This window comes from Acetoanaerobium pronyense (assembly GCF_017874355.1).
Classification (GTDB): Bacteria; Bacillota; Clostridia; order Peptostreptococcales; family Filifactoraceae; genus Acetoanaerobium; species Acetoanaerobium pronyense.
In genome coordinates this window covers 11,354-26,300 of sequence record NZ_JAGGLI010000003.1, presented here as the reverse complement: position 1 = coordinate 26,300, position 14,947 = coordinate 11,354, and the positions used below count along the sequence as shown (strand labels likewise).

At 33.5% G+C, this 14,947-nt stretch carries 15 protein-coding genes; 14 read left to right on the top strand and 1 reads right to left on the bottom strand.

Annotated elements, in window-relative coordinates; all coding sequences use genetic code 11:
* From priA to J2Z35_RS02060, 12 genes are all read left to right on the top strand, one after another.
* Entirely contained in the window at positions 1 to 2,244 is a 2,244-nt protein-coding gene (gene priA, locus J2Z35_RS02115; RefSeq protein WP_209658880.1) for a replication restart helicase PriA, read from the top strand.
* A gap of 24 nt (positions 2,245 to 2,268) precedes the next feature.
* Positions 2,269 to 2,727, top strand: coding sequence for a peptide deformylase (def, locus tag J2Z35_RS02110; protein ID WP_209658879.1), 459 nt, complete (start codon positions 2,269 to 2,271; stop codon positions 2,725 to 2,727).
* Between the two features lie 6 nt (positions 2,728 to 2,733).
* Positions 2,734 to 3,669 (top strand): methionyl-tRNA formyltransferase, encoded by a 936-nt coding sequence (gene fmt, locus J2Z35_RS02105; RefSeq protein ID WP_209658877.1) that lies wholly within the window; start codon positions 2,734 to 2,736, stop codon positions 3,667 to 3,669.
* Positions 3,662 to 4,189 carry a DUF116 domain-containing protein gene (locus tag J2Z35_RS02100; RefSeq protein ID WP_209658875.1) on the top strand — a complete coding sequence of 176 codons (528 nt, stop codon included), beginning with the start codon at positions 3,662 to 3,664 and terminating at the stop codon, positions 4,187 to 4,189. Before fmt ends, J2Z35_RS02100 begins: the two co-directional genes overlap by 8 nt.
* 12 nt (positions 4,190 to 4,201) lie before the next feature.
* Complete coding sequence (locus J2Z35_RS02095; protein ID WP_209658874.1) at positions 4,202 to 4,891, top strand: zinc metallopeptidase; 690 nt, start codon at positions 4,202 to 4,204, stop codon at positions 4,889 to 4,891.
* A 142-nt stretch (positions 4,892 to 5,033) separates the two neighbouring features.
* On the top strand, positions 5,034 to 6,326 hold the full coding sequence (rsmB, locus tag J2Z35_RS02090; RefSeq protein ID WP_209658872.1) for a 16S rRNA (cytosine(967)-C(5))-methyltransferase RsmB: 1,293 nt from the start codon (positions 5,034 to 5,036) through the stop codon (positions 6,324 to 6,326).
* A gap of 3 nt (positions 6,327 to 6,329) precedes the next feature.
* On the top strand, positions 6,330 to 7,355 hold the full coding sequence (gene rlmN, locus J2Z35_RS02085; protein WP_209658870.1) for a 23S rRNA (adenine(2503)-C(2))-methyltransferase RlmN: 1,026 nt from the start codon (positions 6,330 to 6,332) through the stop codon (positions 7,353 to 7,355).
* 13 nt (positions 7,356 to 7,368) lie between these two features.
* Positions 7,369 to 8,130 carry a Stp1/IreP family PP2C-type Ser/Thr phosphatase gene (locus J2Z35_RS02080; RefSeq protein ID WP_209658868.1) on the top strand — a complete coding sequence of 254 codons (762 nt, stop codon included), beginning with the start codon at positions 7,369 to 7,371 and terminating at the stop codon, positions 8,128 to 8,130.
* A gap of 116 nt (positions 8,131 to 8,246) precedes the next feature.
* Positions 8,247 to 10,247 carry a Stk1 family PASTA domain-containing Ser/Thr kinase gene (pknB, locus tag J2Z35_RS02075; protein ID WP_209658865.1) on the top strand — a complete coding sequence of 667 codons (2,001 nt, stop codon included), beginning with the start codon at positions 8,247 to 8,249 and terminating at the stop codon, positions 10,245 to 10,247.
* A gap of 15 nt (positions 10,248 to 10,262) precedes the next feature.
* Positions 10,263 to 11,156 (top strand): ribosome small subunit-dependent GTPase A, encoded by an 894-nt coding sequence (gene rsgA / locus J2Z35_RS02070; RefSeq protein WP_209658863.1) that lies wholly within the window; start codon positions 10,263 to 10,265, stop codon positions 11,154 to 11,156.
* Position 11,157: 1 nt separating this feature from the next.
* On the top strand, positions 11,158 to 11,814 hold the full coding sequence (rpe, locus tag J2Z35_RS02065; RefSeq protein WP_209658862.1) for a ribulose-phosphate 3-epimerase: 657 nt from the start codon (positions 11,158 to 11,160) through the stop codon (positions 11,812 to 11,814).
* Positions 11,815 to 11,820: 6 nt separating this feature from the next.
* Positions 11,821 to 12,465 carry a thiamine diphosphokinase gene (locus J2Z35_RS02060; RefSeq protein WP_209658861.1) on the top strand — a complete coding sequence of 215 codons (645 nt, stop codon included), beginning with the start codon at positions 11,821 to 11,823 and terminating at the stop codon, positions 12,463 to 12,465.
* A gap of 76 nt (positions 12,466 to 12,541) precedes the next feature.
* Here the strand turns inward: J2Z35_RS02060 and rpmB are convergent, their stop codons facing one another.
* Positions 12,542 to 12,733, bottom strand: a complete 192-nt coding sequence (gene rpmB, locus J2Z35_RS02055) for a 50S ribosomal protein L28 (RefSeq protein WP_209658860.1) — start codon at positions 12,731 to 12,733, stop codon at positions 12,542 to 12,544.
* Between the two features lie 200 nt (positions 12,734 to 12,933).
* Here rpmB and J2Z35_RS02050 point away from each other — a divergent pair, with 200 nt between their 5' ends.
* Both J2Z35_RS02050 and J2Z35_RS02045 read left to right on the top strand, forming a co-directional pair.
* Positions 12,934 to 13,290: an Asp23/Gls24 family envelope stress response protein gene (locus J2Z35_RS02050; protein ID WP_209658859.1), complete on the top strand. Its 357-nt coding sequence runs from the start codon at positions 12,934 to 12,936 to the stop codon at positions 13,288 to 13,290.
* Between the two features lie 19 nt (positions 13,291 to 13,309).
* A complete protein-coding gene (locus J2Z35_RS02045; RefSeq protein WP_209658858.1) occupies positions 13,310 to 14,944 on the top strand; it encodes a DAK2 domain-containing protein in 1,635 nt (544 codons plus the stop codon).
* Positions 14,945 to 14,947 lie beyond the last annotated feature (3 nt).

Genomic DNA, 14,947 nt, shown 5'->3' with positions numbered 1-14,947 from the left:
ATGGCTTTTATAAAATGCAAGGTTATGCTTGATCAGAAATCTAGGTATATTGACAAATTATTTACCTATAAGACCGACCTTGAAATTAAAGTGGGTATGCAGGTAAGTGTTCCTTTTGGTAAAGGAAATAAAACCTTCAAGGGACTAATAATAGAATTAGAGCCTATGAATGAAGATGAAGAGAATATAAAAGAAATAATAAGTGTATATTATGATGAACCTATAGTTTCTTTAGAAAATATTAAATTAGCTCTTTGGATTAGAGAAAACTACATGTGTAGCTATAGAGACAGCTTATCTTTATTTTCCTTTAAAAGCTTGAAAAAAATAAAGGAAAATTTTGAAGAGGATATTTTTCTTATAGATGAAATAACCCTCAAAGAAACTCTAAATAAAACTAGAAAAAATGCATATGTGAAGCTAGAGCTATTTGAAAAAATTTTAAAGGAAAGAAACTTCAGTTTGTCGGATTTCAACGACCATCCCTCCAAAACTATACTTATTAGGTATATTAGAGAGCTTGAAAAGGAAAATATTATTTGTATAGACAAAAAAAGAAAATATAGGGAAATAAAAAATGAATACAGCCATCACTCTCAATCAAAAAATATACTTTCTGATGAACAGCTAATTTCATATAAAAAAATCATTGAAGAAATAGAAGGAAAAAATAGACCGGTATTGCTTAAAGGGATAACAGGCTCAGGAAAAACAGAAATATATTTAGAACTTATTGAAACAATACTATCTAAAAGCAAAGGTGCCATTGTTTTAGTCCCTGAAATATCATTGACTCCTCAGACCATATCAAGATTCAAATCCAGGTTTGGAGAACTTGTAGCTGTAATTCATAGCCACCTTTCTCAAGGGGAAAAGGCAGATGAGCTTTCTAGAATAAGGGAGATGAAAACACCTATAGTAGTAGGAGCAAGATCTGCACTCTTTGCGCCTGTAGAAAACCTTGGTATGATTATTATTGATGAAGCTCATGATGATGCATATAGATCAGAGCAAAATCCAAAATACAATGCTATTGAAGTAGCTCTTAAGATAAATAGCGAATTTCATGTTCCAGTACTTCTTGGTACTGCAACTCCTAAGATAGAACATTTTTATATGGCAGAAAATAAAGAGCTTTTTCTGGTAAATATGAATCTTAGGGCAAATAAAAAACCTCTTCCTCAGGTAGAAGTCATAGATATGCGTGAGGATGGAAAGATGGGAAATACTTCCCCCCTCTCCCTAACACTTCAAGAAGCAATATCTAAGGAAATAAAAAGAGAAGGCCAGGTTATTCTTTTTCTCAACAGAAGAGGATATGCAAGCTTTTTAAGCTGTAAATCCTGTGGTTATGTTCCTAAGTGTGAAAGATGCGATATATCACTGACTTATCATAAAGGCAAAAAAACTCTAAAATGCCATTACTGTAATTATCAAGAAAAGATTTCCAAGGAATGTCCCTCTTGCAAAGAATCGAATCTTGACGATATTGGAATAGGAACTGAGATGATAGAAGAGGAAGTGAAATCCCTTTATAAGGATGCTACTATCTTTAGGATGGATAGAGATACTGTATCGAAAAAAGGGGATCATAGCAGGATATTGTCAGCTTTCAAAGATTCGAAAGGGAGTATATTAATTGGTACTCAGATGATAGGTAAAGGTCTTGATTTTCCAAACGTAAACCTTGTGGGAGTAATTAATGCAGATCAGGGACTTAATATCCCCGATTTTAGAAGCCAAGAAAGAACATTTAGCATAATAGAGCAAGTTGGAGGAAGAGCAGGAAGAGGAAAAGAACAAGGGAAGGTAATTGTTCAGTCATTTTCTCCAGGAAACTTCACTTTGAAGTATATTGAAAAACATGACTATGAAGGCTTTTATAATGAAGAAATTAAGCTTAGAGAGTGCTTTTCCTACCTACCTTTTGGTAATATTATAAGAGTGCTTGTAACAGGATTAGATGATAAAAAAACTGGTGATGCAATAATGAGAATCAAAGATGCACTAGAATTTTATTTAGAGAAGAAGGGGGCTAAAACAAAAGATATTTTTGGCCCATATCCATGTCTTATTACTAAAATTGACAATAAATACAGATGGCAGCTTCTGATTAAAGATACTGATATTGAAATTCAACTAATAAAGAGTATAATTAATTATATACTAACTGAAAAAAGAACCGTGGTACTTAGAGATGGTATTTATGCAACTATTGATATAAACCCTGTTAACATGATTTAATAAAATATATTTGGAGGAATTATAATGGCTATTAGACTAATTAGAAAAGATGGAGACGAAGTATTAAGAAAAAAAGCAAGAGAAGTAGAAAAAATGAATGATAAAATTAAAGAGCTGATTGATGATATGATAGATACAATGTATGATGCAGATGGTATAGGGCTTGCCGCTCCTCAGGTAGGAGTTCTTAAAAGAATAATAGTAGTAGATATTGGCGATGGACCTCTTGTTCTTTTAAATCCTGAAATTGTGGATTATTCGGGTGAGCAAACAGACGATGAAGGATGCCTTAGTATACCTGGAAGATATGGAGCAGTGACAAGGCCTTATTATATAAAAGTAAAGGGTCAAGATGAAAACATGAGCAGTTTAGAGATAGAGGCTGAGGAGCTTCTTGCTAGAGTCTTGTGTCATGAAATTGATCACCTCAACGGAGTCCTTTTCAAGGACAAAGTCGAAGGAGAACTTTCAGAAAGAGGGTAGATATTTGTGAAAGCTATATTTATGGGAACGCCGCAGTTTGCGATAGCTTCTTTGGAAGCTCTTTATGAAAGTAAATTTGATATAAAGCTTGTAATAACTCAGCCAGATAGACCAAAGGGCAGAGGGAAGAAACTTCAGAGTCCTCCTGTGAAAGAAAAAGCAATTGAGCTCAATCTTGATGTCTTTCAGCCTGAAAGCATAAAGGACAAAAAGGCTATAGATATTATAAGAGATATTAATCCAGATATCATAGTTGTAGTTGCATTTGGACAGATACTTCCAAAAGAGGTTCTTGAAATACCAAGATTTGGATGTATCAATGTCCATGCTTCCCTTCTTCCTAGGTATAGAGGCGCAGCCCCTATTAATTTTGCTATAATTAATGGAGAAAAAAAATCAGGAATTACCACTATGTTTATGGACGAAGGTCTCGATACTGGAGATATGATACTGAAAGATGAGGTAGAAATACTAGAAACAGATACTTTTCTAGACCTTCATGATAAGCTTTCTTCCTTAGGGAAAAAAACACTATCAAAAACTTTAAATCTAATTATTGAAGAAAAAGCTCCTAGAGAAAAACAAAACAATGAAAAGTCAAGCTATGCCCCAATAATGAAAAAAAGTCTTGGACTTATAGATTGGTCAAAGAGTTCAAGGGAAATAGTCAATCTTGTAAGAGGAACATATCCATGGCCTTCAGCTTTTACGTATTACAACAACCTAGTGATGAAGGTTCTAAGAGCTGAATATGATGAAGAAGCTTCATTAACTGTACCGGGAACTATCTTAAGAGTAGATAATGAGGGAATAAAGGTAGCGGCAGGAGAGGGAACTGTAATTATAAAAGAGATTCAAATGCCTGGCAAGAAGCAAATGATGGTATCGGAGTATATTAAGGGTAATAAAATAAAGGAACACATGGTGCTTAAAAATGAGTAATCAGAAATCAAAATTCATAAAAAAGGTTTATCCTGTGGTTGAGTCTATTGCAGGTAGTCTAGGTATTGAAAAGGACAAAATGAGAAGAAGCCTCATAGAAAAAAATAACTTGGAAGTTAAAAAAAATAAATACAATCTAAAGCCTGAAGAGATTCTTATACTACTTCCACACTGCCTTCAATTAATGGATTGTGATATAAGAGTTACAAATGATATAAATAACTGTAAAAGGTGTGGAAGATGTCCTATAATGAATTTTTTAGAAATTATAGAAAAATTCAAAGTAAATGTCTTTATTGCTACAGGAGGAACTCTTGCACGTAAGGCTATAAAGGATTTAAAGCCCAAGGCTATAATTGCTGTAGCCTGTGAAAGGGATTTGAGCAGCGGAATAGTAGATATAGGAAGTCTTCCTGTCATTGGAGTATTAAATGATAGACCTAAAGGTCCGTGTATAGATACTTTAGTGGATATTGATAAAATAGAACAAGCTATAAAATTTTTCTTAGGTGAAGAATAGGAGGTAAGGTGAATGTATCCATTTTTCTACGATTCTACGATGATAATTTTAATACCAGCAATTATTTTGGCTATGTATGCTCAAAGTAAAGTTAAATCAACATATGCTAAATATGTAAGAATACCAAGCAAAAAAGGCTATACAGGAGCGGATGCAGCAAGGGCTATCCTTGATAAAAACGGTCTTTCCGATGTGAATATACAACATATAGGAGGAGTTCTTTCAGACCATTATGATCCAAGAACTAGAGTCCTTAGACTTTCAGATCAAGTTTATAGAGGGACGTCCATAGCATCTTCGGCAATAGCAGCCCACGAGGTAGGTCATGCGATACAGCATGCAAAAAGCTATGCGCCACTCATCTTTAGAAACGCAATAGTACCAGTTGTAAATTTTGCATCTAATCTATCATGGTTTTTTATAATGGCAGGACTGATATTTGCAGGTATGCAAAGTCTTTTGGATATAGGGATAATTTTATTCACTGGAGCTGTTATTTTTCAGATTGTAACTCTACCAGTAGAATTTAATGCTAGTAGCAGAGCTTTATCGGAGCTTGAATCTGTAGGTGTTTTAACTAGAGAGGAAATTCCTCAAAGTAAAAAAGTTTTAAATGCTGCGGCACTGACATATGTGGCGGCTACAGCTACTGCAGTAGCACAGCTTATAAGACTCCTTTTAATTAGAGACAGAAGAAGATAAAAAAGGATAATCAGATAGAAAAGGAACCTGCTCTTCAAAATGAGTGGGTTCCTTTTTTTAACAAAAACATCATCAAATATGATAAACTACTAGATGATAAAATATTTATGAATATAGACATATAATAGGAAGGAATAAAATAATGAATGCAAGTAATACTAGAAAAATAGCTTATGATATTATATATGATGTAAAGTATAACAAGGCTTACTCCAACATAGCTATAAATAAAAGATTAAAGAAATCCGACTTGGATTACAGGGACAGAGGCTTTATAACGGAACTGGTTTATGGAACCCTTAGCAAGCTCATACTTTTAGATTATATAATAGATGTAAACTCATCTATTAGCTTAAATAAGATTTCAAAATCAGCCTTAACTGTTATTGAGCTTTCTATATATCAGATTATGTTTATGGATTCTGTTTCGGAATTTGCTGCTGTAAATGAAGGCGTTAAGCTGATTAAAAAGGTGGACAAGAGGGCAAGTGGGTATGCTAATGCTCTTCTTAGAAATATATCTTCAAATAAGGGGCATGTAAATCTTGAAAATATCAGGGATAAGGCAGAGAAACTTTCTGTAGAGTATTCTGTGTCAAAATATATAGTATCGAGATTTTTAAGGATATATAAAGAAGAATTCACTATAGAATTATTAAAAAAACTTTCCGAAAGACCAAAGCTTACTATAAGAACAAATACTTTGAAAATATCTTCAATGGAATTGGAAATTTTATTAACAAAAGAAGGTATTGAAGTAGAAAAATCTAGCATGATAGAAGATGCTTTTTATATTAAAAATCTAAAAAATATAGGAAGTAACGAGCTTTTTCAAAAAGGGTACTTTGTGATTCAGGATATATCTTCTATGCTTGCAGCAAGAGAGCTAGGAGCTGAGGAAGGAGAGGAGGTACTGGATATGTGCAGTGCCCCTGGAGGGAAGACCTTTTATATGGCTCAAATGATGAACAATAAAGGGAAAATAGATGCAATGGATATATCAGAGCATAAGTTAAAGCTTTTATCTGGCAGAGCCTCTGAGCTTGGAGTAGAGATAATAAATATACATAAAAAAGATGCAACTGTATTTGATGAAAAAATGCTGGCTAAATATGACAAAATACTTATAGATGCACCTTGCTCAGGATTTGGAATTATAAGGAGAAAACCAGAAATAAGATATAAGGAATATCTAGATGTCAAAGATCTTCCTCTCATTCAGGCTCAAATAATTGCAAATGCAGGAAGATATCTAAAGCCAGGAGGCACAATGGTCTATAGCACCTGCACATTAGAAAAGAAAGAAAATAAAGATATAATAATGTCTTTTTTAGAGAATAATAAGGGATTTATATTAGAAAACATGAAAGAATTGTACCCAAACGTAGATGAAACAGACGGATTTTTTATTGCGAAAATAAAGAAGGAAAGGTAATTTATGAAAAAAGATCTAAAAGAATTGACTTTTGACGAACTTAAGGAATTAATAGAATCTATAGGAGAAAAAACCTTTAGAGCAAAACAGATTTATCCATTTATATTTAAAGGGATTGATTCTATAGATGAAATAGGAAATATACCCAAAACTCTTAAAGAAAAGCTAAAAGAAATATCCTATATCTCTTCATCAAAGATTTTTCAAAAATTTGAATCTAAAATAGATTCCACAAAAAAATATCTTATTGAGCTTGATGACAAAAATATAGTAGAAACTGTATTAATGGAGTATAGACATGGATTATCCATATGCATATCATCACAAGTAGGCTGTAGAATGGGATGCAAGTTCTGTGCATCTACCATTGATGGACTTGTAAGAAATCTTCTTCCCGGAGAGATGATCGGTCAAATTCTTGCGGTGCAAAAGGATATTGGCAAAAGAATATCAAATATTGTTATTATGGGAAGTGGAGAACCCTTTGACAATTACGACAATTTTGTCAAATTTCTTAAAGTAGTACATGAAGAGGAAGGACTAAATGTAGGCTATAGACATATTACAGTGTCAACTTGCGGAATAGTTCCGAAAATATATGATTTTGCTGACTTAAATCTTCCTGTAAATCTAGCTATTTCACTGCATGAAACAAATCAAGCTAAAAGAGAAGAACTCATGCCAGTTGGAAAAGCTTATTCTATTAAAGAAATAATAGATTCTGCAAAATATTACACAAAAAAAACCAAGCGTAGAATTACATTTGAATATTCTCTGATTAAAGGAGTGAATGATTCAAGAAAGGATGCAGAAGACTTAAGCAATCTTCTAAAAGGAATGCTTTGTCATGTTAATCTTATTCCTGTAAATAATATAAAAGAAAGAGATTTTAAGAAGCCTGATATGAAATCATCTCAGGAGTTTAATAGCATACTAAAAAATAAAAATATAGAATCCACAATCAGAAGAGAAATGGGAAAAGATATTAATGGGGCTTGTGGACAGCTAAGGCAAAGCGCAGTAAAATGATGGAGGTGAAATTATGGAGTATTCAACTATAAGCGACTGTGGACTTAAAAGGTCAATGAATGAGGACTATTGTCATGCTCAAACAATTGAAAACAACGGAGCAAAAACAGGATTTTTTATAGTTGCAGATGGAATGGGCGGACATAACAGGGGAGAGATTGCCAGTAAAACCGCAGTACAGGAGATGAAAAAATATATAGAGGACCATTTAAAGGAATCCAATATAGATACAGAAAATATCAAGCTTCTTATATCAAGAGCTTTTTATGAAGCGAATAACAAAGTATATTCTCTGGCTGTATCCAATAAGGAATATATAGGAATGGGAACAACTCTTATAGCTTCAGTAATTGCTGAAAAGGAAATAATAATTGGAAATGTAGGGGACAGTAGAGCTTACATATATTCAAATGGAGATTTAAGACAAATAACAACTGATAATTCCTATGTTGAGGAGTTATTAAGCAGAGGTTTTATAAATAGGGAACAAGCAAAAAATCATCCTAAAAGAAATATGATAACAAGAGCCATAGGGACTGATGAAACTGTAAAAGTAGACTTTTATCACGAAGAAATTTCATGTGGAGATTACATGCTTTTATGTACAGATGGACTCACAAACATGGTTTCAGATTTTGAGATTAAGAATATTTTAGAAAAGTCCTCAAATACAACAGATTGCTGCAAACAGCTAGTAAAAAGAGCAAACGAAAAAGGTGGAACAGACAATATAACCGCTATATGTATTGCTCTTTCGGAAAATAAAAAAGCTTAAAAAATATACTATATTGATTTATACTATAATCTAGCTCTTATAACTATACAAAAAATGGACATAATAACCTCTAGAATATTTAGTTGAGAGCATCGATTTAGAAAGATGGTGAAAAAGTGATAGGTAAATTATTAGGAAATAGATATGAGCTGCTTGAGAAAATAGGAGAGGGTGGTATGGCTGAGGTTTATAAAGCCAGATGCAAAATCCTCAACAGAATAGTAGCAATTAAAGTCCTGAAAAATGAATTTATAGAAGATGAAGAATTTTTAATGAAGTTTAAAAATGAAGCTCAAGCGGCTGCTAGTTTGAATCATCCTAATATAGTTAATGTTTATGATGTAGGTCAAGAAGATAATGTTTCTTATATCGTAATGGAATATATAGAAGGTGAAAATTTAAAGGATTTAATAAAAAAAGAAGGAAAAATGCCTGAAAAAAGAGCTCTTAAAATTATAAAGCAAATTGCGATGGCACTATCAGAAGCACATAGTAAAAAAATAATTCATAGGGACATAAAGCCCCATAATATAATGGTTACAAAGGATAGTCTTGTAAAGGTTGCGGACTTTGGTATAGCAAAGGCAGCTACATCCTCAACCATAACAACTGTAGGAGATGCAATAGGTTCAGTACATTATTTTTCTCCAGAGCAGGCAAGGGGGGGATACATGGATGAGAGGAGTGATATATATTCTCTTGGAATAGTACTTTATGAACTTCTATTTGGGACTCTTCCTTTCAATGGGGATACTCCAGTAAACATAGCTTTAAAGCATTTACATTCACGAGTAGAAATTCCCAAGGAAATGGAAGGGGAAATATCTGAAGGAACTAAAGCTCTAATACTTAAAATGACTCAAAGAAGTCTCGATAAAAGATACTTAGATGTTTTGAGTATAGTTATGGATATAAATAATATAGAAAAAGATAGACCAATAAACAATTTTCAAAACAATGAAGAAGAAAAGGAATTTGAAACTAAAAAAATACTATTTGGAAGAGACCAGATTCAAAGTTTTAAAGATGATCAATATGAAGAAGATGAATATGAGGAAGATGACCTTGAAGAGTATATCGCTGAGGAGAATAAGGTATTGAAAAAAAATAAAAAAGTCTCTACACCGAAAAAAAGAAAAAAAGTATCAAAGTCGATGACTATATTTGCAATAGTTTCGGCATTAATAGCTTCACTAGTGTTTCTAGGGGTATTTTTTGTATTTGCAGGTCCAGACTTTTTCCCTTCAAATATATTTAGCTTTAGATCAAGCTCTATAGAGACCCCTTCTCTTCTTGGTCTTACTGAAGATCAGGCAAAGGAAAAAGCAGAAAATCTAGGCCTTATAGTGAAGTTTGTAGGAGAGGAAGAAAACTCAAGATATGCTCCTGGAACTGTAATGAGACAAGATCCTGGAGAAGGAATTAAGGTAAAAGAAGGACATGAAATTGAAATATTTATATCAAAAGAAAGAGAAGAGCTTGTAGAAATTCCAAATTTAATAGGAGGGACTCTAGCTGAAGCAATAGAGGTACTTGAGGCTCTAGGACTTGAAGAAATAGTTGAATATAGGAACTCAAGTGACTCTGAGGAGACAGTTTTAGAGCAAAGACCATCTAGAGGGGAAGAGGTATCTGAGGGAAGCCAAGTGAGACTAGTTGTAAGCAAAGGTCCTGAGGAGATACTGGAAGTAGTTCCAGAACTTATAGGCAAAAATCTTGATGAGGCAAAAGGCAGTCTTGGAAACTTTGTACTTGGTGATGTGGGTTACAATGAAGATAAGGACAAACCTGATGGTACAGTCTTATCTCAAACACCAAGGGCGAATACTCAGGCAAAGCAAGGAAGCGAGATTAGTCTTATCATCAATAGAATCGAAAGGATTGAGGAGCCTGCTACAAGAAATATGAGGCTTACAATTGTTCTTCCTGAAAAGGATTCTGTAGCAATACAAATTAAGGACTTAACTACAGGTGCAATAGTATATGATCAAGTCATAGTACCAGCAGACCTAAACGGAGTTCTTGCAGTGGATCTTATAGGAAAAGCTGGGGAAAGCAAAGAATATGAGATATTTGCGGACTCAGTTTCTTATGCAAGGCAAAGAGTTGATTTTTAATGATTGGGGGATTTAATGATACCGGGAAAGATAATAAGAGCGCTATCTGGTTTTTATTATGTAAAAGATGATAAAAACTTAAAAGTATACGAATGTAAGGGACGTGGAATCTTAAGAAAAGAAAATATTACTCCGGTAGTTGGAGACAATGTTTATATCTCTATAACAGATGAAAAATCCCAAAAGGGAATGATCGAGGAAGTTTTAGAAAGAAAAAACTTCCTCATTAGACCTCCTATTTCTAATGTAACTAAAGCAGTGCTTGTATTTGCAGTAAAAACCCCTGACCCTAATTTTTCATTAATAGATAGGTTTATTGTTTTGGCTGAGAGGGAAGGTCTTGAAATAATAATATGTTTTAATAAAATAGACCTATTAGACGAAGCTGATTACAGGGATAAAATGGCTATATATCAAAGAGCGGGCTATAAGGTTATTCCAGTTAGCTCAAAGCTTGGAACAGGCATTGAAGAGCTAAAAATTGAGCTTAAAGGAAATGTAACTGTAGTTGCTGGACCTTCTGGGGCAGGAAAATCAAGTTTAATAAACCAAATAGATGAAAATTTAAAGCTGAAAACCTCTGATATAAGTCAAAAATCTGGTCAAGGAAGACATACTACAAGATTTGCTCAGCTCATAGAAATAGATAAGGACTCTCTTGTTGCAGATACTCCTGGATTTAGTTCCCTTACACTTGAAATACTTGAAGATACTGAGCTAAAAGAATATTTTATAGAATTTCACGAATATGACCATGACTGTAAATTTGGATTCAAGTGTATTCATGAAAACGAACCTGGCTGCATGGTGAAAGATGCTGTTTCAAAAAATGAAATTTCCTTGGAGCGATATGAAAGTTATATTCAGCTTCTAGGGGAAATAAAAGAATCAAAAAAAAGGAGATACTAGAATGATAAAGTTAGCACCATCAATCCTCTCAGCAGATTTTGCAGCACTGCTTGAAGATGTAAAAAAAGTAGAAGCTGCAGGATGTGAATATCTTCATATAGATGTTATGGATGGACATTTTGTACCTAATATCACAATAGGTCCACTTGTTGTAAAAAGCCTAAGAAATAGATGTAATATGACATTTGATGTCCATTTGATGATAGAAGATCCGGACAAATATATTGAAGACTTTGCAAATGCTGGAGCAGACATAATCACCGTACATCAAGAAGCCGCTGTTCATCTTCATAGAACTATTCAGGCTATAAAGGCATTAGGTAAAAAAGCAGGAGTCTCTCTCAATCCTTCTACACCTGTAGAAACACTGAAACATGTTATAAAAGATATAGATATGGTGCTTATTATGACTGTGAATCCAGGTTTTGGAGGACAAAAGTTTATAGATACTATGATTCCTAAAATAAAAGAAATCAAAGCTATGGCAGATCAAGAAAATAAAAATCTTGAAATTCAAGTAGATGGAGGAATAACTCCTGATAATGTAAAACTTGTAGTAGATGCAGGAGCAAATGTTGTGGTAGCAGGATCGGCAATATTTGGAACCAATGATATAGAAAATACCGTGAAGCTATTTAGAAAAAACTCTGAGGGTTAAATAAATATGGAAAATACAGCCTGCATTTTTGCAAACGGACAATTTAATGACATAGATTTTTATAAAGAGTTAGCTCTTAGCTGCTCATTATCTATTGGGGTAGATGGGGGATGCAACTCTCTATATGATATGGAAATATCTCCAGATTATATTGTAGGTGATATGGATTCGATTAAAGATGAGGTTCTTTTATATTTTAAGAATAAAGGCAAACATGTCTTGCTTCATCCTAAGGAAAAAAATCAGACAGATACTGAAATTGCTATAGATTTCGCAAAAGAAAAGGGTTTTACAAAAATGATACTTCTTGGAGCCTTTGGAGATAGAATTGATCATATGCTTGGAAATATAGGACTTCTTTTCTATGCAAGGGATAATTTGGTAGATCTTACTATACTGGATGAGAAAAACAAGATGTATCTCCTAAAGGAAGGGATAAATGAACTTAGAGTAGAACCTGAGGAAACTCTTTCCTTTATAGCATTTGGAGGAGAGGTTAGTGGAATCACCCTTGAAGGGTTCAAATATCCTTTAAATAACTATACATTAAAAGTAGGATCATCTAGATGCATATCTAATGTAGTAGTATCTAAATCACCTAGAGTAATCGCAAAAAAAGGGATTTTAATAGCTATTGAATCAAGGGACTAAATATAAAAATAGACAAAAAATAAAAATGGCTTGAAACTATGTATAATATTACGAGTTTCAAGCTATTTTTCTGTAATTAAATTGCTCTTTCTACTTTTCCAGAACGTAAACATCTTGTGCATACTTTTATTCTCTTTGGAGATCCCGCTACTATAGCTTTTACGCTTCTAAGGTTAGGAGCCCAAGTTCTTTTTGTATGACGATTTGAATGGCTTACTTGGTTACCGCTTATTCTTCCTTTATTGCATACCTCGCAAACTCTTGCCAATTCAAACACCTCCTCATAAATGAAATCGTATAATAAAAACAAATATTATATTACCACACAGACATTACGATTGCAATAGGAAGGTCAAATTTACTTGAATAAAATCGCTATATAATATAGAATATTATAAGAGAAAAAGAGGCTTTGAAATATTTTAGAAAATTATTATTGTCTCTATACTAACCGTGAGGAGGATAAAAATGTCGGCTATAATATCTAATGAAAACGGAAACATAGTTATAGATAAAGAAGTTGTGGCAAAAATAGCAAGTCAGGCAGCGATGGAATGTTATGGTCTTGTGGGTATGGCTTCCAAAAATAAATCTACTGGAATCGTGGAGCTTCTTCATGGAACTAATACAACTAAGGGAGTAAAAGTTGATATAGAAGAAGATTCAATCAAGGTAGAGCTCTTCGTTATCATACAATATGGAACAAAAATCTCTGTAGTTGCAGATAATATCATAGATAGAGTAAAATATTATATTGAAACTCAAACGGGCTTAAAAGTAAGCAGAGTAGACATAAACGTTCAAGGCGTAAGAGTTCAAAAGTAGCAGGAGGTCTTTGGAAAAAATGAATAGTATAGATGCGATTTTATTAAAAGATATGATTATTTCGGGTGCAAATAATCTAATTAAAGAAAAAAATCTTATAGATAAATTAAATGTGTTCCCTGTTCCAGACGGTGATACAGGGACAAATATGTCTCTTACCATAGAATCGGCAGTAAAAGAGCTTGAAAAATCAGAGGTATCAGACATATCTTCCGTTGGAAAAGCAATAACAAAAGGCTCTCTTATGGGAGCTAGAGGAAACTCTGGGGTAATACTTTCACAACTTCTAAGGGGATTTGCAAAATCAATAGAAGGAAAAAAAGAAATAAATATAGAAGACCTGGCTTTAGCTCTTGATTCAGCGAGAGAGGTGGCTTACAAGGCAGTTATCAAGCCTGTAGAGGGAACCATTTTAACTGTAGTAAGAGAAACTGCAGAATATGCCATGAAAACCTATAAAAATGAAGTGGATATGAAGATTTTTTTAGAAAAACTTATAGATAAGTCAAATCACTCTCTAAATAACACTCCAGAGCTTTTAAAGGCTCTTAAGGATGCTAATGTAGTTGATTCAGGAGGGAAGGGCTTTGTGGTGTTCTTTGAAGGCATGTATATGGCCTTTATAGGAGAACCTGTAAGCATAGATAAAGATAAGATACAAAAGGAGAGCTTATTCGCTGAGGAAGATATCCATATATTTGAAGGAGAGTTAGAATTTGGATACTGTACTGAATTTATGGTGAACACCGATTTAGTGTCTCCAGATGATTTTAAAGATGAAATTGAAGGCTTTGGAGATTCTCTTATAGTTGTAGGAGATGACGGTCTGATAAAGGTTCACATCCATACAAATAATCCTGGTGAAGTAATGGAAAAAGGAATCAAGTATGGAAATTTAGATAGAATAAAAATTGAAAACATGAGAATGCAGCACGAAGAAAGACTAACTCAAAATCAATCTTCGAAGGAACAGCCTAAAATAGAGAATGTTATAGAAAAGAATTTTGGAATTATATCTGTAGCCATGGGGAGCGGAATCAGCCAAATAATGAAGGACTTTGGAGTTGACCACATTATAGAAGGTGGTCAAACTATGAATCCAAGTACAAAAGATTTCCTTGAAGCCATAGAAAAGATAGATGCTGACAAAATCTTTATTCTTCCAAACAACAGTAATATTATAATGGCAGCTAATCAAGCAAAAGAAATCAGTGAAAAAACCATAGCTGTAATACCTACTAAAACCATTCCTCAGGGTTTTCAGGCTCTTATGAACATGAGCCTTCAGGGAGATTTTTTAGAAAATGAAAATTCGATGAAAGAATCTATAGAACTTGTTAAAACTGGACAGGTGACATATGCAGTAAGAGATACTGTATCTAACGGCAGAGATATTAAAAAAGATGACATAATAGGAATTGGAGAAAAGGAAATAGTTGCATCAGGAAGCATTGTTTCTGAAGTTACAAAAGAGCTGTTAGAAGCATTAATTGATGAAGACTCTGAAATAGTAAGTCTATTTTATGGAAGCGATGTAGACAAAAAAGAGGCAGAAGAGTTACTTGAGACTCTCCAAGACGAATACTCAGATATAGATGTGGAATTATATGAAGGTGGCCAGCCGCTATATTATTATATAATATCAGTAGAATAAATT